Origin of the sequence: Kumtagia ephedrae (assembly GCF_003012745.1) — a bacterium.
Lineage (GTDB): Bacteria > Pseudomonadota > Alphaproteobacteria > Rhizobiales > Rhizobiaceae > Kumtagia > Kumtagia ephedrae.
Genome location: NZ_PXYK01000024.1, coordinates 50,227 through 70,410 on the forward strand (window position 1 = coordinate 50,227; position 20,184 = coordinate 70,410).

Annotated in this window: 19 protein-coding genes; 9 read left to right on the forward strand and 10 right to left on the reverse strand. The window is 66.2% G+C overall.

Going from position 1 to position 20,184, the window contains the following annotated elements:
* Positions 1–7: 7 nt before the first annotated feature.
* Positions 8–481 carry a (2Fe-2S)-binding protein gene (locus tag C7I84_RS21970; RefSeq protein WP_106774359.1) on the reverse strand — a complete coding sequence of 158 codons (474 nt, stop codon included), beginning with the start codon at positions 479–481 and terminating at the stop codon, positions 8–10.
* A gap of 311 nt (positions 482–792) precedes the next feature.
* Between C7I84_RS21970 and C7I84_RS21975 the strand changes: the two genes are divergently transcribed.
* The 3 genes from C7I84_RS21975 to C7I84_RS21985 all read left to right on the forward strand — a co-directional run bounded on the left by C7I84_RS21975 (position 793) and on the right by C7I84_RS21985 (position 3,629).
* Positions 793–1,512: a response regulator gene (locus C7I84_RS21975; RefSeq protein WP_106774395.1), complete on the forward strand. Its 720-nt coding sequence runs from the start codon at positions 793–795 to the stop codon at positions 1,510–1,512.
* Positions 1,509–2,993 carry an ATP-binding protein gene (locus C7I84_RS21980; protein ID WP_106774360.1) on the forward strand — a complete coding sequence of 495 codons (1,485 nt, stop codon included), beginning with the start codon at positions 1,509–1,511 and terminating at the stop codon, positions 2,991–2,993. The genes C7I84_RS21975 and C7I84_RS21980 overlap by 4 nt, the downstream gene beginning before the upstream one ends.
* A 180-nt stretch (positions 2,994–3,173) precedes the next feature.
* Positions 3,174–3,629: a c-type cytochrome gene (locus tag C7I84_RS21985; protein ID WP_106774361.1), complete on the forward strand. Its 456-nt coding sequence runs from the start codon at positions 3,174–3,176 to the stop codon at positions 3,627–3,629.
* 129 nt (positions 3,630–3,758) lie between these two features.
* Here C7I84_RS21985 and C7I84_RS21990 read toward each other — a convergent pair whose 3' ends face one another.
* The 6 genes from C7I84_RS21990 to C7I84_RS22015 form a co-directional block, all read right to left on the reverse strand.
* On the reverse strand, positions 3,759–4,589 hold the full coding sequence (locus C7I84_RS21990) for a dipeptide ABC transporter ATP-binding protein (RefSeq protein ID WP_106774362.1): 831 nt from the start codon (positions 4,587–4,589) through the stop codon (positions 3,759–3,761).
* Positions 4,586–5,437 carry an ABC transporter ATP-binding protein gene (locus tag C7I84_RS21995; protein WP_106774363.1) on the reverse strand — a complete coding sequence of 284 codons (852 nt, stop codon included), beginning with the start codon at positions 5,435–5,437 and terminating at the stop codon, positions 4,586–4,588. The genes C7I84_RS21990 and C7I84_RS21995 overlap by 4 nt, the downstream gene beginning before the upstream one ends.
* Before the next feature lie 101 nt (positions 5,438–5,538).
* Positions 5,539–6,105: a hypothetical protein gene (locus C7I84_RS22000; RefSeq protein WP_106774364.1), complete on the reverse strand. Its 567-nt coding sequence runs from the start codon at positions 6,103–6,105 to the stop codon at positions 5,539–5,541.
* Between the two features lie 3 nt (positions 6,106–6,108).
* Positions 6,109–7,017 (reverse strand): ABC transporter permease subunit, encoded by a 909-nt coding sequence (locus C7I84_RS22005; RefSeq protein ID WP_106774365.1) that lies wholly within the window; start codon positions 7,015–7,017, stop codon positions 6,109–6,111.
* Positions 7,018–7,027: 10 nt separating this feature from the next.
* The gene (locus tag C7I84_RS22010) at positions 7,028–8,032 is read right to left on the reverse strand and encodes an ABC transporter permease subunit (RefSeq protein ID WP_106774366.1); all 1,005 of its coding nucleotides are present in this window, start codon (positions 8,030–8,032) and stop codon (positions 7,028–7,030) included.
* Between the two features lie 163 nt (positions 8,033–8,195).
* Positions 8,196–9,791, reverse strand: coding sequence for an ABC transporter substrate-binding protein (locus tag C7I84_RS22015; RefSeq protein WP_106774367.1), 1,596 nt, complete (start codon positions 9,789–9,791; stop codon positions 8,196–8,198).
* A 365-nt stretch (positions 9,792–10,156) separates the two neighbouring features.
* Here C7I84_RS22015 and C7I84_RS22020 point away from each other — a divergent pair, with 365 nt between their 5' ends.
* The 5 genes from C7I84_RS22020 to C7I84_RS22040 all read left to right on the forward strand — a co-directional run bounded on the left by C7I84_RS22020 (position 10,157) and on the right by C7I84_RS22040 (position 16,033).
* Positions 10,157–11,872, forward strand: coding sequence for a long-chain-fatty-acid--CoA ligase (locus C7I84_RS22020; protein WP_245428562.1), 1,716 nt, complete (start codon positions 10,157–10,159; stop codon positions 11,870–11,872).
* Between the two features lie 22 nt (positions 11,873–11,894).
* On the forward strand, positions 11,895–12,782 hold the full coding sequence (locus tag C7I84_RS22025) for an alpha/beta hydrolase (protein WP_106774369.1): 888 nt from the start codon (positions 11,895–11,897) through the stop codon (positions 12,780–12,782).
* 212 nt (positions 12,783–12,994) lie between these two features.
* Positions 12,995–14,290: a cyclopropane fatty acid synthase gene (locus tag C7I84_RS22030; protein ID WP_106774370.1), complete on the forward strand. Its 1,296-nt coding sequence runs from the start codon at positions 12,995–12,997 to the stop codon at positions 14,288–14,290.
* A gap of 418 nt (positions 14,291–14,708) precedes the next feature.
* Positions 14,709–15,032 carry a YnfA family protein gene (locus C7I84_RS22035; RefSeq protein WP_106774371.1) on the forward strand — a complete coding sequence of 108 codons (324 nt, stop codon included), beginning with the start codon at positions 14,709–14,711 and terminating at the stop codon, positions 15,030–15,032.
* A 2-nt stretch (positions 15,033–15,034) separates the two neighbouring features.
* Positions 15,035–16,033: a small ribosomal subunit Rsm22 family protein gene (locus C7I84_RS22040; RefSeq protein WP_106774372.1), complete on the forward strand. Its 999-nt coding sequence runs from the start codon at positions 15,035–15,037 to the stop codon at positions 16,031–16,033.
* Positions 16,034–16,934: 901 nt separating this feature from the next.
* On the opposite strand, the gene C7I84_RS22045 is transcribed toward C7I84_RS22040, so the two are convergent.
* Both C7I84_RS22045 and gcvA read right to left on the reverse strand, forming a co-directional pair.
* A complete protein-coding gene (locus C7I84_RS22045) occupies positions 16,935–17,633 on the reverse strand; it encodes an HAD family hydrolase (RefSeq protein WP_106774373.1) in 699 nt (232 codons plus the stop codon).
* A gap of 267 nt (positions 17,634–17,900) precedes the next feature.
* On the reverse strand, positions 17,901–18,839 hold the full coding sequence (gene gcvA, locus C7I84_RS22050) for a transcriptional regulator GcvA (protein ID WP_106774396.1): 939 nt from the start codon (positions 18,837–18,839) through the stop codon (positions 17,901–17,903).
* A gap of 186 nt (positions 18,840–19,025) precedes the next feature.
* On the opposite strand from gcvA, the gene C7I84_RS22055 reads away from it, so the two are divergent.
* Positions 19,026–19,178, forward strand: coding sequence for a YjiS-like domain-containing protein (locus C7I84_RS22055; RefSeq protein WP_245428563.1), 153 nt, complete (start codon positions 19,026–19,028; stop codon positions 19,176–19,178).
* Positions 19,179–19,218: 40 nt separating this feature from the next.
* Here C7I84_RS22055 and C7I84_RS22060 read toward each other — a convergent pair whose 3' ends face one another.
* A complete protein-coding gene (locus C7I84_RS22060; protein ID WP_106774374.1) occupies positions 19,219–20,127 on the reverse strand; it encodes an SDR family oxidoreductase in 909 nt (302 codons plus the stop codon).
* Positions 20,128–20,184: the final 57 nt, after the last annotated feature.

A 20,184-nucleotide genomic window follows, 5' to 3' on the forward strand; every position in this document is an offset into this window, starting at 1 on the left:
GTTCTCCTCAGCCGCCCTGGGTGGTGGCTTCACCGCCATTGGCGGCAAGCTTGATGGCGGCGCGCACCCGGTTGTAGGTGCCGCAGCGGCAGATGTTGGTGATCTCGGCGTTGATGTCCTCGTCGGTGGGGCTAGGGTTCTGCTGGAGCAGACCCGCCACCGCCATGATCATGCCGGCCTGGCAGTAGCCGCATTGCGGCACGTCGAGCGCCAGCCAGGCCTGCTGGACCGGATGCGAGCTGTCGGGCGAAAGCCCCTCGATCGTGGTGATCTGCTGGTCCGCCTCCACCGCGCTCACCGGAAGCACGCAGGAGCGCGTCGCAACGCCGTCGATGTGGATCGTGCAGGCGCCGCAGGCGGCCACGCCGCAGCCGTATTTCGTTCCCGTCAGCCCGATCTGCTCGCGGATCACCCAAAGCAGCGGCGTGTCCGGATCGACTTCGACCTCCCGTGGGGTGCCGTTGATGGTCAGTCTGGCCATTTGCGTTCCTTTCGGTCAAAAGCTGGCTTGGGAATCACGACCCGTTTGCGGCGCACTCAGGCGGCCGGACGGGAATCCCGGCTAGCGGCGGGGCCAAGCTAGGCGGGAGCTGTCGCAGAACCTTGTCCCGGCGACCGGCAGTTCATCGCAAGCTGTCGCAGGCAGATGCGCCTGTTACATTTCGTTACACTTCTCACGTTTTGTTGAAGTCGCCGGAGATTGCCGCCATGGTGCGGAAGGTGAACATCCGTGTAGAGGCGGACTGAATATCGTCGATGCTTGCCGATTATTGGCAGGCCCTGGAGCATTGCATGGAAGCGACGCAGCACATCGCGGTCGTCGACGACCACAGGGATATCCGCGACCTCGTTGGGAAATACCTCACCCAGCAGGGTTATCGCGTCAGCGTCGCCGACAGCACGACGGCGCTGAAGCGGCTGCTCGAGCGCAGCCTGCCGGATCTCATCGTGCTCGACATCATGATGCCGGGCGAGGACGGGCTCGCTGCCTGCCGGCATGTGCGCGGCACCGTCGACGTGCCGATCATCTTCCTCACCGCCATGGCCGAGGAGGTCGACCGCATCGTCGGCCTGGAGATCGGCGCCGACGACTACCTGACCAAACCCTTCAACCCGCGCGAGCTCTTGGCGCGCATCAAGGCGGTGCTGCGACGCGTCAACAGCCTGCCGCCGCAGCGCGGCCGGCTGAAGTCGAGCGCGCTGCGCTTCGACCGCTGGACGCTGAATGTCGGCCGCCGCGAGCTGGTCGGCCTCGACGGCGTCGCGGTGGCGCTGAGCACGGCCGAGTTCCGCTTGCTAACCGCCTTCATCGAGCATGTCGGCATCGTGCTCAGCCGCGACCAGCTGCTCGACCTGACGGTCGGCCGCACCGCCGACGGGTTCGACCGCGCCATCGACAACCAGGTGAGCCGACTGCGCAAGAAGATCGAGGCGGATCCGAGAAACCCCATGCTGATCAAGACGCATTGGGGCGGCGGCTACTGCTTCACGGCAGAGGTGGCCCAGGCATGATGCTGCTGTGGAGACGAAGCCTCGCGGCCCGCTTCCTCACGCTGGTGCTGTTCGCCCTGGCGCTGTCGCAGGCGATCACCTTCCTGATCTCCTGGGACGAGCGCGGCCAGGCCCTGCACTCGGCGGCGAAGGGCGAGTTCGTCAGCCGCACCTCGTCGCTCGCCCTGCTGCTCGACACGACGCCCCCGTCGCTGCGGCCCGACATCCTCGACGTGAGCGGCACGGTCTATACGCGCTTCTGGACCTCCCGCGACGGGCCGAGCGATCCGCTGGCCTGGCAGAAGGAGGCTTTCGCTCAATTGTCCAAGCCGCTGCCGGGCGTCGCCGGCAAATACGCGGCTGCCCTGAACGGGCAGGCCTCGACGGGCGTCGATAGCGCCGATCCGTCGGTGTCGCCGCGCATGCTGGACGTGTCGACCAACGGCGTCGGCCCTTTCACGCGGCCGGCGAAATTCCTCTACATGAACGCCGCGCCGAACGGCATGGGCCTTTCCGTCCGCCTGGACGACGGCACCTGGCTGAATGCCGCCTACGCCAAGGCGATACCGAACGCGTTCTGGACGTCGCAATCGGCGATGTCGCTCGGGCTGACGGCGCTCATCCTGTCGGCCATCGCCATCTTCGGCGCGCAGGCGATCGCCCGGCCGCTGCGGCGGCTCGCCAATGCGGCCGAGCTGTTCGGCCGCGGCGAGACGGTGCCGCGCCTGCCTGAATCCGGGCCGGACGACATCCGCCTGACGGCCGAGGCGTTCAACCGCATGCAGGAGCGCCTGCAGCGCTTCGTCGAGGACCGCACGCGCATGCTGGCGGCGATCAGCCACGATCTGCGCACGCCGCTCACCTCGCTCAGGCTGCGCGCCGAATTCGTCCAGGATCACGAGCTTCAGGAGAAGATGCTGAAGACCATCGAGGAAATCCAGACGATGACCGAGGCGGCGCTTTCCTATGCGCGCGAGGACGCCGCGGTCGAGGCGACGCGGACCGTCGATCTTTCGGCGCTGGTCGGCAGCCTGTGCGACGATCTCGCCGAACTCGGCCAGAACGTCACCGTCAGCGAAGGCCCCAAGGTGCTCTACCGCTGCCGGCCGGACTCGCTGCGCCGGGCGATACGCAACCTCGTCGAAAATGCCGTCCGCTACGGCGAGCACGCGACGGTGAGCGTGGTCCGGAAGCCTGACAGCCTGGACATCGTGGTGAAGGACGGCGGGCCGGGCATCCCGACCGCCGATATGGAACAGGTGTTCGCCCCCTTCTTCCGGCTGGAACAGTCGCGCAACCGCGAGACAGGCGGCGTCGGGCTCGGCCTGTCGATCGCGCGGGCCATCGCCCGCCATCACGGCGGCGACATCCTGCTGGAGAACCGGACGAAAGGTCTGCGCGCCATCATCCGGCTGCCGCGGATCGACATGACGAAACAAGTCGCGCCGGCGCCAGCGCCCGAGGTGCCGGAGCCGGCCGGCCTGAGAACCCTGCCGATCTGACAGTCTCCTTCCGATCGGGCGCGGCGATCTTGTTCCGCGTCCGAAGATTCCATCTCCTGGCCGAACAGAGAACAGAGCCTCCGCCATTTCCCATCCGGCCTCCCCACCCGCGCTCGGGACGCGGGCGAACCGCTCGCTGCCGCGAACGCGAATCCTCCCACGGACTACAGAGGTGATCCCATGAACCGTGCACACTCTCTCTCGCCTGCCCGCGCCGCCGTGCGGACGGCGTCGTCCCTGCCATCTCTGCCCGAAGGCGTCAGCCATGCGCGCCCGGCCTTCACCGGGCTGCTGATTGCCGTCGGATTGCTGCTGCCGACCGTCGCTTTCGCGCAGCAGGCCGACGGCGAGCGGCTGTTCCGCCAGCGCTGCGGCGCCTGCCACACCATGGACGCAAGCCAGAACCGCGCCGGCCCGCATCTGTCCGGTGTCGTCGGCCGGACGGCCGGCAGCGTCGAGGGGGCCCGCTATTCGCCGGCGATGCAGAAGTCCGGCATCGTCTGGGACAGCCAGACGCTCGATACCTTTCTCGCCGCGCCCCGCCAGACGGTCCCGGGCACGACGATGACCGTCGGCATTCCCAACGCCGAGCAGCGAGCTGCCATCATCACCTATCTGGAAGGCGCAGGCGGCTGACTGAACGCCTGCAGACGGCGGCTCGTTCGCGTGTCGACGCATAGGTAGCCGGCGGTTCCGGCCTCCGGCGCTTCATGGAACCGCGACGCGGCCGCCCGCAGCCCGCGTCGCGAAAGCATACCCTGCGTTTCAGGCCGCGTTTTTTCGAGCGAGGCGAGCGCGGATGCTGTCGACGTCGGCGCGCGGGGTCGCGGCGAACAGCGTCCTGGTGTAGCTGTGCTGCGGGTCGGAGAACACGGCGTCGCGGCTGCCGTACTCCACCGCCTCGCCGAAATACATCACCATCACGTCGTCGGCGATGTAGCGGACCACCGACAAATCGTGGCTGATGAAGACATAGGTCAGCCCGAACTCGTCCTGCAGGTCGGCGAGCAGGTTGAGCACCTGCGCCTGCACCGACAGGTCGAGCGCCGACACCGGCTCGTCGAGCACCAGCAGGCTGGGATTGAGCATCAGCGCCCTGGCGATGGCGATGCGCTGGCGCTGACCGCCGGAGAACATGTGCGGATAGCGGTTGTAATGCTCGTGGCCGAGCCCGACCTTCTTCAGCATCGCCATGGCGAGCTCGCGGCGGTCCTCGGCGGTCCGCGTCGTGTTGATCAGCAGCGGCTCGCCGAGCACGTCGCCGATCTTCTGCCGCGGATTGAGCGAACCGTAGGGATTCTGGAAGACGATCTGCACCTTGCGGCGCATTTCCGGCGTCAGACCGCCCTTGGAAATATCGACCTTCCTGCCTTCGATGAACAGCTCGCCCGCGGTCGCCGCATCGATCAGGGTGATGATGCGGGCAAGAGTCGATTTGCCGCAACCGCTCTCGCCGACGATCGCCAGCGTCCTGCCCTTGTCGACCTTGAAGCTGACGCCCTTGACCGCATGGATGGTGCGCGCCGCGCCGAACATGCCGCCGCGGATGTGGTAGTCGCGGACGATGTTCTTGCCCTCGAGGATCGGACCGGTCATTGCGCTGCTCCGCGGAAGCCGCCATCGGTCATGAAATCGGAGATCGTCGGCAGCCGATCGCCGGTGGCATTCTCCGGCAGCGCCGACAGGAGCGCCCGGGTGTAGTCGCTCTTCGGGTTCTCGAACAGCGACAGCACGTCCGCTTCCTCCATCTTCCTGCCCTTGTACTGGACGATGACGCGGTCGGCCGTCTCGGCGACCACGCCCATATTGTGGGTGATCATGATCAGCGCCATGCCGTGCTCGGCCTGCAGCCGCATCAGGAGGTCAAGGATCTGCTTCTGGATGGTGACGTCGAGCGCCGTCGTCGGCTCGTCGGCAATCAACAGCTTGGGATTGCAGGCGAGCGCGATGGCGATCATGACGCGCTGGCACTGACCGCCCGACATCTGGTGCGGGAAATGGCCGAGCCGGTCTTCCGGCTGCGGGATGCCGACCAGCTTCAGGAGTTCGATGGCGCGCGCCCGCCGCGCCTTGCGATCGAGGCCGAGATGCACCTTCAGCACCTCCTCGATCTGGAAGCCGACGGTGAAGCACGGATTGAGGCTGGCCATCGGCTCCTGGAAGATCATCGCCATGTCCTTGCCCACCATCCTGCGGCGGTCGGCGACGGACAGCGACAGCAGGTTGCGGCCGGCGAACGTCATCCGGTCGGCGCTCACTTTTGCCGACCACGGCAGAAGCCCCATCACCGCCAGCATCGACACCGACTTGCCCGATCCGGACTCGCCGACGATCGCCAGCACTTCGCGCTGGTCGATCGACAGCGACACGCCGTCGACGGCGCGGAACGGGCCGGACGCCGTCTGGAACTCGACGATGAGATTTTGGATTTCGAGAAGGGGCATTTTTGCTATACCTTGCCTGTCGGAGCTGACATCTCTGGACTTGGCCTCCTATCGAACCTACGTCCTAAGACATGGAGCACATGATGAGCCAGTCGAAGCCTCTACCCACTCCCAAGCCGATCACCGGACAAACCGGTCCTCGGCCCGGATATTGATGCTCCATTGAGTGCCGCCTCGGCGTTCTGCGCCAAATCGCGCCAGGTTTCCCACATTCTCAGATAGTCTTCATACATCGCCATCTGCTGGTCCTTGGATAAAATCCTGAACGCAGGGTCCCTCATATCCTCGACGAGACTCGCCAATGCATTTCGCTGCCGCGCGAACAGCACGACGGGATCGATGACAGTTTCCGGGAGGATATGAATGTCCTGGATGAGGGCATCGAAGACCGCCTGCCTGACCGGGCGAGGTACTGACACGGAATATCCTTCGACCGTATCGTAGCGGTGCTTCACCTCGCGGCGCTGAAGCTCGATGTCGTACTGTGAGAGATTCCGGAGTTCGGCTCGAATCTCGGCGCGCAAGGCGATCTGAAAATCCCGGATCTTCTCGTCCCGCCTGATCTGCTCGGTTCTTCGGGACTGACGAACATTGAGTTGGACCAGCACAAGGCTGACCAGCCCCGAAATAACCGCTGCAACGATTGCCGGTCCGATCCAGGCCTGCATTTCTCATGACCGCTTCAGCTTCGGGTCGAGCGCGTCGCGCAGGCCGTCGCCCATCAGGTTGATGGCGAGCACCGTGATCAGGATCGCCAGGCCTGGGAAGGTCACCACCCACCAGGCGCGCAGGATGAATTCGCGCGCTTCCGCCAGCATCGTTCCCCATTCCGGCGTCGGCGGCTGCGCGCCCATGCCGAGGAAGCCGAGGGCTGCGGCGTCGAGGATGGCGTTGGAAAAAGACAGCGTCGCCTGCACGATCAGCGGAGCCATGCAGTTGGGCAGGATGGTCCTGAACATCAGCCGCATCGGCCCGGCGCCGGCGACGCGCGCGGCGATCACGTATTCGCGGCTTTTCTCGGCCATCACAGCGGCGCGCGTCAGCCGCACGAAATGCGGCTGCAGCACCAGCGCGATGGCGATCATCGCATTGGTCAGGCCGGGGCCGAGCACCGCCACAAGCACGAGGGCGAGCAGCAGCGACGGGAAGGCCAGGATGATGTCCATGACGCGCATGATCACCGTGTCGACCCAGCCGCCGACATAACCGGCGAAAACACCGACGACGATGCCGCCGACCAGCGCCAGCGTGGTCACCACCACGCCGATGAACAGCGAGAAGCGCGCGCCGTAAAGCAGCCGCGAGAGCATGTCTCGGCCGACGGCGTCGGTGCCGAGCAGATAGCCGGCATTGCCGCCGTCCAGCCAGACCGGCGGCAGCAGCACCGCGTCGCGGTATTGCGCATTCGGCGCATGCGGCGCGATCAGCGGCGCAAGCAACGCCAGCGCCACCAGGATGACGAACACCCACAGGCCGATGACGGCGCCGCGATTCTCCGAGAAATAATACCAGAAGTCGGCGAGCCGGCGCCGGCGGGATGGATCGAGCGATACGGGTTCGATTGCGGTCGTCTGAACCATGGCGCCCTCCTCAGTGCCGGATGCGCGGGTTGATTAGGCCGTAGAGCAGGTCCACGACCAGGTTCACCAGCATGATGATGCCGGCGATGATGAGCAGCCCGCCCTGGATCACCGGGTAGTCGCGGCGGAACACCGAATCGACCATCCACTTGCCTATGCCCGGCCAGGAGAAGATCGTCTCGGTGAGGATGGCGCCGGCCATCAGCACGCCGACCTGCAGGCCGATCGTGGTGATCACCGGGATCATGGCGTTGCGCAGCGCATGCACGCCGACCACGCGGAAGGGCGACAGGCCTTTCGCACGCGCCGTACGGACATAATCCTCGCCCAGCACCTCGAGCATGGCCGAGCGGGTCTGGCGGGCGATGACGGCGAGCGGGATGGTGGCCAGCACGATCGTCGGCAGGATCAGGTGGCTGACGGCCGACTTGAAGGCGCCTTCCTGCCCCGACAGCAACGAGTCGATCAGCATGAAGCCGGTCACCTGCGGGAAGAAGAACATCAGCGAGATGCGCCCCGACACCGGCGTCCATTGCAGGATGCCGGAGAACAGGATGATCAGGAGCAGCCCCCACCAGAAGATCGGCATGGAATAGCCGACCAATGCAGCGCCCATGACGCTCTGGTCGAAGAAGGAGCCGCGCTTGATCGCCGCGAAGATGCCGGCCGGAATGCCGAGCACGATGGCGACGATGATCGCGCAGATCGACAGTTCGAGGGTTGCCGGGAAAAGCTGCAGGAACTGTTCCAGCACGGAACCCTTGGTCGAGATCGAGGTGCCGAAGTCGCCGCGCAGCACCCCCCACAGGTAGTCGAGATATTGGATGACGATCGGCCGGTCGAAGCCGAGCTGATGCGAGATCTCGGCATGCCGCTCCGGCGACATCACACGCTCGCCGGAAAGCAGCGCCACCGGATCGCCGGGCAGCATCCGGATGAACGAGAAGGCGATGATCGATACCCCGATGAAGGTCGGGATCAGCACAGCCAGCCGTCTGAGAAGAAACCGAAGCATGTGGACTCCAGATGTCCTGCGCGCTGCAGGCCCCGCCGGCCATCGCGCCGCGCATGCGATCCGCTGGCCAGCGCACGTCCGGAGCGCTGCGGGACCGTTTGCCGATCATAACAGAAGGGCGTCCGCCGTCGCGAACGCCCTTCCGCAACCTCTGCGTCGGGCCTTATTCGGCCAGATCGACGCCGTCGAAGGTAAAGTCGCCGAGCGGGCTCTGGACGAAGCCCTGCACTTCCTTGCGCATCGGCACGATCGCCAGCGAGTGGTCGAGGGTGGCCCAAGGCGCCTCGCGCTTGAACACGACCTGCGCCTCCTCGTAGAGCTTGGTGCGCTCGGCCTGGTCGCTCGCCTCCTTGGCCTTGGTGACCAGATCGTCGAACTCCTTGTTGCACCACTGCGCGCGGTTGTTGCCGCCGACGGCGTCGCAGCCGAGCAGCGTGTCGAGGAAGTTGTCCGGATCGCCGTTGTCGCCGGTCCAGCCGAGGATCACCGCGCCGTCGCGGTCCTTGGCCTTGGACTTGTCGAGATACTCGGCCCATTCATAGGAGACGATCTCGACCTTGACGCCGATCTTGTCGAAATCGGACTGGATCAGCTCGGCGGCACGGCGGGCGTTGAGCATGTAGGGACGCGCCACCGGCATCGCCCATACCTTCATCGACAGGTCCTTGACGCCAGCAGCTTCCAGGGCGGCCTTGGCCGCTTCCGGATCGTATTTGTCGTCCTCGATCGCGTCGTTGTACGACCACATGGTCGGCGGGATCGGGTTCTTGGCCGGCGTGGCGGCGCCCTGGAACACGGCGTCGACGATCGCCTGCTTGTTGATCGCCATGTTCAGCGCCTTGCGCACCTCGACCTTGTCGAACGGCGCCTGGGTGGCGTTATAGGCGAGATAGGCTACGTTCAGGCCTTCCTGCTCCGATATCTTCAGGCTCGGATCGGCCTTCATCGACGCCACGTCGGCGGCGTTCGGATAGGGCATCAGGTGGCACTCGCCGGCCTTCAGCTTCTGGTAGCGCACGGCGGCGTCGGTGGTGATGGCGAACACCAGGTCGTCGATCGGCTGCTTGCCGCCCCAGTAGTCCGGGTTGGCCTTGTAGCGGATCACCGCATCCTGCTGATAGCCGACGAAGGTGAACGGACCGGTGCCGAGCGGCATCTGGTTCATCTGGTTCATCTTGCCGTCGGCCTGCAGCTTGTCGGCATATTCCTTGGACAGGATCGAGGCGAAGGGCATCGCCACATTGGCGAGGAACGGCGCCTCCTTGCGCTTCAGCGTGAAGCGGACGGTGTGGTCGTCGACCTTCTCGATCTTGTCGAGCAGCTCGGGCATGCCCATGCCGGCGAAATATTCCCAGGACGCCCCCTCGACATATTTGTGCCAGGGATTGTCCTCCTTCCACGGCCTCTCGAAGGAGAAGATCACGTCGTCGGCATTGAATTCGCGCGTCGGCGTGAAGAAGTCGGTGGTCTGGAACTTCACGCCCTGGCGCAGCTTGAAGGTGTATTGCAGGCCGTCGTCGGAGACCTCGTAGCTCTCCGCCAGGCCCGGCTCGACCTCGGTGGTGCCCTTCTTGAACTCGAGCAGACGGTTGTAGACGGGGTGGGCGGATGCGTCGAAGGTGTTTCCGCCGGTGTAGAGCCCGGGGTCGAATCCTTCCGGCGACGCTTCCGAGCAATAGACGAAGGTTTTCGCGTTCGCCGCGCCAGCCAGCGCGGTCGCCGCCAGCAGCGCGGCCGCGAACGTCAGTTTCCTTATCATCGGGTTCTCCCTGTTCTTATTCCAAGCCCCTCTAGCAGGCTCGCGAAGGCGGCATATAAGCAAAGAATATGGGGCTTTGGAACTCCCCGCACGGTTTCCGTTCCGGAAGGGAAATTTTTGTTTCGAATTGCCGGCCGTGGCAGACATATGATTTCCTGAAAGCAGCAATCCGCGCAATTTCGCGGAATAGTTGTGCCGGCAACGGATCCTCCTCGCCGATGCCGCAACGGCCGCGGCGACGCCGTGCCGTTGCGGCATCGGCACAAACGGCGGCAAAGGCTTGCGCGGGGCAAAGCCGGCGCAATACAAAGTATGAAGAAAGCCGGCTGCCCGCAGTCGCGAGGCGCCGGCCCGCAGGGGAGGATATGTTGGCCACAGCAGCGCGCGAAACCGGCGTTCCAGCCAGGTCCTGGCTGAAGAGCTACCCGAAAACCATTCCCGCCGAGATCGGGCCGCTTCCGGCGAACTCGATCGGCGAGTTCTTCCACGCGTCGTGCCGCCGCCATGCCGACCGTCCGGCATTCGTCTGCATGGGCAAGACGATGCGCTTCTCCGAGCTCGAGGCGAAGGCGGCCGCCTTCGCGGCCTTCCTGCAGTCGAGGGGGCTCGCCAAGGGCACACGCGTCGCGGTGATGATGCCCAACATCCTGCAGTATCCCGTGGCGATGATGGGCATCCTGCAGACCGGCTGCACCATCGTGAACGTCAATCCGCTGTACACACCGCGCGAGCTCGAGCACCAGCTCAAGGATTCCGGCGCCGAGGCGATCGTCATCCTCGAGAACTTCGCCGCGACGCTGCAGGCGGTGATCGGCCGCACGTCGGTCAAGCACGTCGTCGTCGCCACCATGGGCGACCTGCTCGGCCTCAAGGGCGTGCTGGTCAATCTGGTGGTGCGCAAGGTCAAGAAGATGGTGCCGGCCTGGTCGCTGCCCGGGCACATCCCCTTCAACGCGGCGCTGAAGACGGGCGCCGGCTCCCGCTTCACGCCGGTGGAGGTCGGCCCGGACGACGTCGCCTTCCTGCAATACACCGGCGGCACGACCGGCGTCGCCAAGGGCGCGACGCTGCTGCATCGCAACATTCTCGCCAATGTCGAGCAGCTCACGTTGTGGCTGGACGATGCCTATACCGTGCGTAAAAAGCCGGAAAACCTGACATTCGTCTGCGCGTTGCCGCTCTACCACATCTTCGCGCTGACCGTGAACGCGATGATGGGCATGCAGCAGGGCGCACTCAACCTGCTGATCCCCAATCCGCGCGACATTCCCGGCTTCGTCAAGGAGCTGCGGAAGCAGCCCTTCCATTTCCTGCCGGGCCTGAACACGCTATTCAACGCGCTGCTCAACAACGAGGATTTCCGCAAGCTCGACTTCTCGTCGCTGGTGCTGACGCTGGCCGGCGGCATGGCGGTGCAGAAATCGGTGGCGGATCGCTGGCAGGCCGTCACCAAGGTCGCGATCACCGAAGGCTATGGCCTTTCCGAAACCTCGCCGGTCGCCACCGCGAACCGGGTCAACGGCGCTTCCTTCACCGGCACGATCGGCCTGCCCATACCGTCCACCGACATCGCCATCCGCGACGATGATGGCAACGATCTTCCGGTCGGCGAGGTGGGCGAGATCTGCATCCGCGGCCCGCAGGTGATGGCGGGCTACTGGAACCGGCCCGACGAGACGGCCAAGGTGATGACCGCCGACGGCTACTTCAAGTCGGGCGACATGGGTTTCATGAACGAGGAAGGCTTCACCAAGATCGTCGACCGCAAGAAGGACATGATCCTGGTCTCCGGCTTCAACGTCTATCCGAACGAGCTGGAAGAGGTGGTTGCCGGCATGCCGGGCGTGCTGGAGGTCGCCGCCATCGGCGTGCCGGACGAGCATTCCGGCGAAGTTCCGAAGCTGTTCATCGTCAAGAAGGACCAGGCGCTCTCCGAGGAGGCGGTGCGCGCCTTCTGCAAGGACAATCTGACCGGCTACAAGCGGCCGAAATTCATCGAGTTCCGCACCGAACTGCCGAAGACCCCGGTAGGCAAGATCCTGCGGCGCGAGTTGCGAGACAAACAAGCCGCGAAGCCTTGAACCGCAAACCTGGGAGGAAGCCGTGCCGGGTTCGGAGATCGACGGCGTAAGAGCCCTCCTCACCTCGCTGCCGCGGCCCGATAGCCTGGCAGAGCGCCGGGAGCGGCTGGATGCGGTCGCCTCGGTGGATGGCGTGGCGCCCGATATCGGCTTCGAAACGGTGGAGATCGGCGGCTGCCGGGCGGAATGGTCGCTTGCGCCGGGCAGCGATGCCGGCAAGGTCCTCCTGTTCTTCCATGGCGGCGGCTACTGCTCCGGCTCAATCCGCAGCCATCGCGCCATGGTGAGCGAGATCGGCCGCGCCGCCAAAGTCCGGACGCTCGCCCTCGGATACCGCCTCGCTCCCGAAAACCCGTTTCCGGCGGCGCTCGACGATACGACGGCCGCGTTCGAGTTCCTGCTGAACGACGGCTATCCAGCCACCCGGATCGCCGTGGGTGGCGACAGCGCCGGCGGCGGTCTCTCTCTTGCGCTGATGGTGCGGCTGCGCGACAGCGGCCGGCCGCTGCCGGCCTGCGCCTGGCTGGTGTCGCCCTGGGTCGACCTCGAAATGACCGGCGCCAGCATGGACGGCAAGGCGGCGATCGACCCGCTGATCCACCGGGACTATCTCGAGCAGCTCGCCGACAACTATCTCGCGGGGCATGATCCGCGCGACCCGCTGGTATCGCCCCTGTGCGCCGAGCTGGCCGGCCTTCCGCCGATCCTGGTGCAGGTCGGATCGGCGGAAACGCTGCTCGACGACGCCGTCCGGATCGCCGGCAGGCTTGGCGCGGCGGATGTGGCGACCCGGCTCGAGGTGTGGCCGCACATGATCCACGCCTGGCATCTGTGGTCGGCGCGGCTCTCCGCCGGGCGGGCGGCGACGGCATCGGCCGGCGCCTTTGTCGCCGGTCATCTCGCAGGCTGATCGGTCGCGGCGTGCGGGCGGCCCGTCGGCCGCCGATGATCTCGAAGACCGGCAACGGCAAACCTGTTCCCCGTCCTTGCGGACCGCGTGCCATCTGGCCTTATGATCACTCACAAAATTTAGGCCAAATGGAACTTTTCAAGCTGCAACTTTTTGCCGCACAATAGGACAGTTTCACTGACGAAGCGTGTTCCTGCCAGGGGCATACGGCCATGAACATCCTTTTGAAGCGTATCATCGATCGCGTCGTGCGAATCGGACACCTGAAGATCACCGGCCCGAACGGTGGCACCTCGACCTTCGGCGACGGCAGCGGACCGCTGGTGCACCTGCACATCAAGACGGCGCATGCCGAACGTGCGATCACGCTGCACCCGACGCTGGCGATCGGCGAGGCCTTCATGGAGGAGGAACTGGACTTCCTCGAAGGCGACGTGCTGTCCTTCCTGAAGCTCGTCTACGTCAATATCGGTCCGATGGGCGCGACGGATGCGTGGACGCGCGCCGTCGAAGGGCTGCGGGTCGCCTTCCGCCGGCTCCAGCAGGTCAACACCGCGGCGCGCTCGAAGCGCAACGTGCAGCGGCACTACGATCTCTCCGGCGAGATCTACAAGCTCTTCCTTGACGAGGACATGCAGTATTCCTGCGCCTATTTCGAGCGGCCGGACATGACGCTGGAGGAGGCGCAACTCGCCAAGAAGCGCCACATCGCCGCCAAGCTTGCGCTGAAACCGGGTCAGTCCGTGCTCGACATCGGCTCGGGCTGGGGCGGCCTCGGCCTCTACATCGCCAAGAATTTCGAGGCCGACGTGCTCGGCGTGACGCTGTCGACCGAGCAGCACGCGGTCTCCACCGAGCGGGTGCGGGCCGAAGGCCTGGAAGGCCATGTGCATTTCGAGATCCGCGACTATCGCAGCCTCAGCGAACGCTTCGACCGCATCGTCTCGGTCGGCATGTTCGAGCATGTCGGCGTCAACCACTACCGCACCTTCTTCGACAAATGCGCGACGCTGCTCAAGCCCGACGGCGTCATGCTGCTGCATTCGATCGGCCGCTTCGGCCCGCCATCCGCCACCAACGCCTTCATCCGCAAGCACATCTTCCCCGGCGGCTACATTCCGGCGCTGTCCGAGGTGCTGCCGGCGATCGAGAAGTCAGGGCTGATGGTCGGAGACATCGAGATCCTGCGGCTGCACTATGCCGACACGCTGAAGCACTGGCGCGAGCGCTTCCTGGCCAACCGCGACAAGGCCAAGGCGATCTATGACGAGCGCTTCTGCCGCATGTGGGAATTCTACCTGTCCGGCTCGGAAGCGGCGTTCCGCTGGCAGGACATGATGGTCTTCCAGATCCAGCTCACCCGCAGGAACGACACGGTGCCGGTCACCCGCGGCTACATGGACAAATGCGAGAAGGCGCTGGCCATGCGCGAGATGGCGCATCGCGAGATCGATGCACCGGCGCAAAAGCCGAAGCGCGGCCGCCGCAAGGTCTCCGATCGGGAGTAGCCGGTCGGCACCCCCGGGGCCGCATCTGGCCCCTTGTGGTTCGACAAAGCTCACCACGAGGGCGCTGGACGCCGCACGGCAGCATTGGGGAAAAAACTGCGGGAGCGAAAACGTGGCCTGGGGCAATGGGCACGGCAGAAGCTCCCGCAGAAAAGTTTTCTGCGAACTGGAGCCTGGGCCGGATGAACTGCCCCGCGCCCAACGGACGGACGGAGCCCACGTACTTCCAAGCAATTGAATTGTAAGGGAGGCGCGTTACGGTTGCAAGACACTTCGGCTGCCGCCGGCTTCGTCCGGCGAGGAAGAGCCGCCATGCTCCGGAAGGTGCGGGCGATCCTCCATCCCCGGCTGCCGGCGGGCGCCTTGAGTTCGCGCCGGCCACCTGCAACATAGCGCCGATCAGCATCGGATCCGTTTCATGAACTACCTGGTCTTCGCCGCGGCGGCGCTTGCAGAGATCGCCGGCTGCTTCGCCTTCTGGGCATGGTGGCGGCTGGACAGGTCGCCGCTTTGGCTGGCGCCCGGCCTGCTCTCGCTCGCCGCCTTCGCCTGGCTGCTGGCGCTGACGGACGCCGAGGCCGCCGGCCGCGCCTATGCCGCCTATGGCGGCATCTATATCGCCGCGTCGCTCGCCTGGCTTTGGCTCGCCGAAGGCATGCGGCCGGACCGCTGGGACATGCTGGGGGCAGCCGTCTGCCTCGCCGGCGCATCCGTCATCCTGTTCGTGCCGCGCCCCGCCTGAACATGGAGCTGCCTCCAGCCCTGCGGCAGACGGTCGACCGGCTGCTGGAGAACACGCCTCTGGCCGAGCTGCGCCGCGCCGCCGGCCTGCTGTCCAGCCGCTACCGCGCCGAGCTGCGCGACGGGCGGCTGCATCTCGACGGCGAGCTCGCGGTCAAGGCCTATCTGGCGACGCGGCTGCCGGCGACCTATGCCGCCGTGCGCGCCAGCTTCGAGGCCGTCTCGGAGGTGCTGCCGGATTTCGCGCCGCAAACGCTGCTCGATCTCGGCGCCGGTCCGGGCACCGTGCTGTGGGCGGCGAGCGATCGCTGGCCCAGCCTCGCCGATGCGCAGCTTGTCGAGGCGAGCGCGGCGGCGCGCGCCGCCGGCGAGACGCTCGCCACTGCCCTGCCCGCCGCCGAGACCCGCTGGATCGCCGGCGACGCCACGCGTACGCTGCCCGCTCTCGGCCCCGCCGACCTGGTCACGCTGTCCTACGTGCTCGACGAGCTCGCGCCGCAGGCGCTGCCGCCGCTGGTCGACCGGCTGTGGGCGCTGACCGCCGGGGTGCTGGTGGTGGTCGAACCCGGCACGCCGGCGGGCTGGGCCCGCATCCTTGCCGTTCGCGAGCGGCTGATCGCCGCCGGCGCGCATCTGCTCGCTCCCTGCCCGCACGCTGCCCCCTGTCCGCTCGCGCCGCCCGACTGGTGCCATTTCTCGCGGCGCGTCACCCGCTCGCGGCTGCACCGGCTGGCCAAGGACGGCGACGTGCCGTGGGAGGACGAGAAGTACATCTTCGTCGCCGCCTCGCGCCGGCCGGGAGACCAGCCGGCCGCACGCGTCATCGCTCCGCCGCGGGCCGCCAAAGGCATGGTGAAGCTGAAGCTCTGCCGCGCCGACGGCTCGGCCGGCGAGACGACCGTGACCAAGCGCGAGGGCGAAACTTTTCGCATCGCCCGGCGGCTCGACTGGGGGGATGCGGTCGCGGCGACCGAGGGTCGGCAGGATCGCGTGCCGGAGTAATGCCAGCGGTTGGCTGCCCTGACGGCCGGCGCCATCCCCGTCGTCCCGCCGGTCACTTCTTCCCGTAATCCTTCGGCGAGCCCGGGACGGAGAGGCGCCTTCCAGGCGTGGTGGGCCTCGAGTATCATTGAGTTCGAGGAGCGGCGCCAGTTGACGGGGAGGCGGCGGACGCGCTTCCGGAACCGCCGACTGCAGGATGCCTTCGGTCGAGCACTGCCGCGGCGACCCCACCCGGCCGCTTCGCGGCCACCCTCCCCTCAAGGAGGAGGGAAGGCCGCGCCTCATCCTCGCCACGCTGCCTTGCGGCCCTGGCCATTGTTCAAAGAGCGCTCCCTGCCGCGGAGGGAGAAGTCGGGAAGCGGGGCGCTGGGCCGAGCCTCTTTAGTAAAAACATGGCGCGGCCTTCGCGCCCCGCCGGCGATTTCGGGCACCATCCCGTTCCGCTTCGCTATAGCTCCGGCTCCGGCTTCTTGCGTCGCCTCGGCTGGCCATGCCGCAGCACTCGTCCAGTGCGCCCCGCACATAGTTGCGGAGGAGGAACCTTCGGACGGGCCTCCCCGAGCGCGGGCTACGTCTTCCCGCACCGGAGGCGCCGGTCCCTCCCCACCAAACCACCGTCGCGACCGGCGTTCCCGCGGGAGGAACTGCCGGGGATTATCGGAGAGACGGAAAGGGAGGGGATAGAAATCGGCTGAAACGCGTCTCTTGCCTGCCGCCGGGATTGCGGAGAAAGCGGGTAAGTGCTGGGGACAGTTGCCTTTTTCTGCCAGCACCAGCCTTGAAGCGGCACCGCTTTTCTACGGAAAGAAAATAAACTGTCCCCTGCCGCCACTTCGAGCATCGAACCCGTGAGGACGAATTTTCGAGCTGTCCGTGGACCGGAAACCAGCTCCCGCGCCCCTTACCCGATGGTCTCGATCAGGCCCGCCAGCTCGCCGAGATGGACGATCTCGCGATAGCGCGGCTGGTCGGCAGGAGCCTCGGCATGCTCGAAGGCCCAGGTGAGGTCGTGCGGCACATAGACGCCCCAGCTGCCTGCCCTGAGCGCCGGCACGACATCCGACTTCAGCGAGTTGCCGACCATCATGGCGTGCGCCGCGCCGTCGCCGTGGCGGGCGAAGATGCGCTCGTAGGTGCCGACCGACTTGTCGCTGACGATCTCGACCGCCTCGAAGAAATCGCCGAGCCCGGACTGCGCCAGCTTGCGCTCCTGGTCGATCAGGTCGCCCTTGGTGATGAGCACAAGACGATAGCGGCCGCGGAGCCGCTCCAGCGTCTCGGCGGCATGCGGCAGGGTCTCGATCGGATGCGCCAGCATCTCGCGGCCGGCCGCAAGAATCTCGCCGACGACGGAGGACGGCGCCTTGCCTTCGGTGATCTCGACCGCGGTCTCGATCATCGACAGGGTGAAGCTTTTTATGCCGAAGCCGTAGAAGGCGATGTTGCGCCTGGCCGCCTCCAGCAGCCGCGCGGACAGGTGCTCCGGCGCCGCGTAGTCGGCAAGCAGCGCCTGAAACCGCTTCTCCGTCATCTGATAGAACTGCTCGTTCTGCCAGAGCGTGTCATCGGCGTCGAAGCCGATCGTGGTGAGCCGGGCCATGCAATTCAATCCTCCTCGCCGCTGACCTACCCAGCGGGAGTGAACATGGCAAGGCGCCGGCGCTGCGGCGTGGGCAGAGGCATCGCGGCCGGCGCTTTCTCTCCCCCGAGGACCGGCTAACGTGTTTCAGGCATCTCGATTGGTTGTAGCTTACCATCCAGACGCAGCCAGTCTTCCGCCGACTTTGGCTTCGCCACCAAAGTCGGCGGAATATATGAACCCGACAGCCGATCGGGTGTCGAGGGTAACGTCCGAGGCCAGATCGCTTCAGATTCCGCCGGAAAACCCCTCCGCCGGGGTCTGCCGCACCTCTTCGAGCATCCAGGCGCGGAAGGCGGAGACGCGCGGCTCGTCGGTCATCTCGACGGGATAGACGAGATAATAGGCGAATTCCGGCGCCATCTTCAGGCCGAGATCGAAAGGCCGCACCAGCCGGCCAGCCGACAGGTCGTTGGCCACCATCGAGAAATCGCAGAGCGCCACGACATTGCCCTCGATCGCCGCCTGGATGACGCTGCCGGAATCGGAGAACAGCACGCAGCGGCGGTCGTCGAAGTCGTCGATGCCGGCGGCCGCCATCCACATGCGCCAGTTCGGCCAGGTGACGCCCTGGCGCGACCATTCGATATGGACCAGCGTGTGGCGCAGCAGGTCGCGCGGCTCCTTCAGCGGCGGCCCCGACTTGAGCAGGCGCGGGCTGCACACCGGGACGATGAGGTTGTCGAACAGCCGGTGCGACGCCAGCCCGGCATAACGGCCGGCGCCGAAGCGGATGGCCATGTCGACGTCGTCGCGGCCGAAATCCCTGAGGTCGAAGCAGATGTCGAACAGAAGCTCGATGTCCGGCCATCTCTCGCGGAAGCGGTCGAGCCTGGGCACCATCCATTTCGATGCGAACAGGCCATCCATCGTAATCTTGAGTTGGGTGACGCCGCGCGACAGTTTTCGCGCCCGCGCCGCCGCCTTGCCGAGCAGGTCGAGCGCCTCGCCGGCCGCCTCGTGGAAGACCGCGCCGGCCGGCGTCAGGCGGATGGTGCGGCTGGTGCGCAGGAACAGCGCGACGCCGAGCTGATCCTCGATCTCCTTGATCTGATGGCTCACGGCGGCCGGCGTCAGCCCGAGCTCGGCCGCCGCGCGCGAAAAATTGAGGTGGCGGCCCGCGGCATGCAGCACCTTCAGCGCGCGTGTCCCAGGGATATGCACGATCCCACCATCTTCAAGAAAAGTTTGTAGACCATGCAAATATTCCTCGTTTTCCCTTTTTATTTCAATGCCCTATTTTAGTAGGCAGGAAACATTCTGAAAGCGATGGACATGATTACCCCTGCTGTCTGCGCTCCGCCGGCATGCGCGGAGCGAACGCCTTCGCTCGCCCTGCGGCTTGCCGAATTCATGCGCGGCGCCTTTTGGCGCCGACGCGCGATCAACGACCTGGAGAAGCTCGACGACCGCGCGCTGCGCGACATCGGCGTCGAGCGCGGCGACATCGCCACGCATGTCGACAGGGCGATGACGAGGATCACGCTGTCGACGCTCGGCCGGTAAGCGGCGGATCGATACCGTCCGGAACCTTGTAAGCCCTTACTTACCGATAGCCGGTCGCGTCGGCCGGCTTGCCGGCATGCTCCACCTCGACGATGTAGCGCCACGCATCGGGCCGCGAGCCGTCGAGGTCGGTGAAGCCGTAGACCTGCGCCAGCCCGCCGCTGGACAGCGACTGGCCGTTCCAGCGCGCCCGCTGCGGGTCGGCGGCGAGCGCCGCCACGGCGCGGCCGACGAAGCGCGGCGTCTCCGAGATGACGAAATGCGGCACCTTCGCGGTCGCGTCGCGCCAATTGTCCTCGCGGACGCCGAAGGCCTCCAGCATCATCTCGGAGCGCAGCCAGCCCGGCGTCAGCGACACCGAGGTGGCGCCATGCGGGGCGAGGTCCTTGGCATGCGACCAGCCCATGCGGTTCACCGCCACCTTGGCGAGATCGTAGAAGGGCGACAGCCGATAGGTCGTGGCATTGTACTCGGCGGTGCCGTCGGTGACCTCCACCAGGAGGCCGCCAGGCCGCTCGATCATGAGCGGCAGCGCGTAATGGGCGGTGATCAGATGGGTGTCGATGCCGAGCCGCAGCATGCGCAGGCCGTTGCCGAGATCGTGGTCCCAGACCGGCTTGTTCCATTCGAACAGCTTTTCGCCGCCCCAGATGTCGTTGACCAGGATGTCGAGGCGGCCCTGCTCGGCGCGGATACGGGTCACCAGCGCCTTCACCTCCTCCGGCACGAGATGGTCGGTCGGAACGGCGATGCCCGTGCCGCCGGCCGCCGTCACCAGCTCGGCCGTCTCTTCGATGGTCTCCGGCCGCTGGTATTCGGACTGCCGGTCGCGGGTCGTGCGCCCGCTGACATAGACCGTCGCGCCCGCCGCCCCCAGTTCGGTCGCGATGCCGCGGCCGGCCCCGCGCGTCGCGCCGGCGACCAGCGCCACTTTTCCTTGCAGCGTCATTGGATTCTCCCGAATTATCCGTCGCGTCGGGCTGGCGCCCGCCGTCGTTTCAAGATA

Coding starts and splice junctions, on each gene's coding strand:
- C7I84_RS21970 (WP_106774359.1), bottom strand. CDS start 481: ATGGCCAGACTGACCATCAACGGCACCCCACGGGAGGTCGAAGTCGAT.
- C7I84_RS21975 (WP_106774395.1), top strand. CDS start 793: ATGGAAGCGACGCAGCACATCGCGGTCGTCGACGACCACAGGGATATC.
- C7I84_RS21980 (WP_106774360.1), top strand. CDS start 1,509: ATGATGCTGCTGTGGAGACGAAGCCTCGCGGCCCGCTTCCTCACGCTG.
- C7I84_RS21985 (WP_106774361.1), top strand. CDS start 3,174: ATGAACCGTGCACACTCTCTCTCGCCTGCCCGCGCCGCCGTGCGGACG.
- C7I84_RS21990 (WP_106774362.1), bottom strand. CDS start 4,589: ATGACCGGTCCGATCCTCGAGGGCAAGAACATCGTCCGCGACTACCAC.
- C7I84_RS21995 (WP_106774363.1), bottom strand. CDS start 5,437: ATGCCCCTTCTCGAAATCCAAAATCTCATCGTCGAGTTCCAGACGGCG.
- C7I84_RS22000 (WP_106774364.1), bottom strand. CDS start 6,105: ATGCAGGCCTGGATCGGACCGGCAATCGTTGCAGCGGTTATTTCGGGG.
- C7I84_RS22005 (WP_106774365.1), bottom strand. CDS start 7,017: ATGGTTCAGACGACCGCAATCGAACCCGTATCGCTCGATCCATCCCGC.
- C7I84_RS22010 (WP_106774366.1), bottom strand. CDS start 8,032: ATGCTTCGGTTTCTTCTCAGACGGCTGGCTGTGCTGATCCCGACCTTC.
- C7I84_RS22015 (WP_106774367.1), bottom strand. CDS start 9,791: ATGATAAGGAAACTGACGTTCGCGGCCGCGCTGCTGGCGGCGACCGCG.
- C7I84_RS22020 (WP_245428562.1), top strand. CDS start 10,157: ATGTTGGCCACAGCAGCGCGCGAAACCGGCGTTCCAGCCAGGTCCTGG.
- C7I84_RS22030 (WP_106774370.1), top strand. CDS start 12,995: ATGAACATCCTTTTGAAGCGTATCATCGATCGCGTCGTGCGAATCGGA.
- C7I84_RS22035 (WP_106774371.1), top strand. CDS start 14,709: ATGAACTACCTGGTCTTCGCCGCGGCGGCGCTTGCAGAGATCGCCGGC.
- C7I84_RS22040 (WP_106774372.1), top strand. CDS start 15,035: ATGGAGCTGCCTCCAGCCCTGCGGCAGACGGTCGACCGGCTGCTGGAG.
- C7I84_RS22045 (WP_106774373.1), bottom strand. CDS start 17,633: ATGGCCCGGCTCACCACGATCGGCTTCGACGCCGATGACACGCTCTGG.
- C7I84_RS22055 (WP_245428563.1), top strand. CDS start 19,026: ATGCGCGGCGCCTTTTGGCGCCGACGCGCGATCAACGACCTGGAGAAG.
- C7I84_RS22060 (WP_106774374.1), bottom strand. CDS start 20,127: ATGACGCTGCAAGGAAAAGTGGCGCTGGTCGCCGGCGCGACGCGCGGG.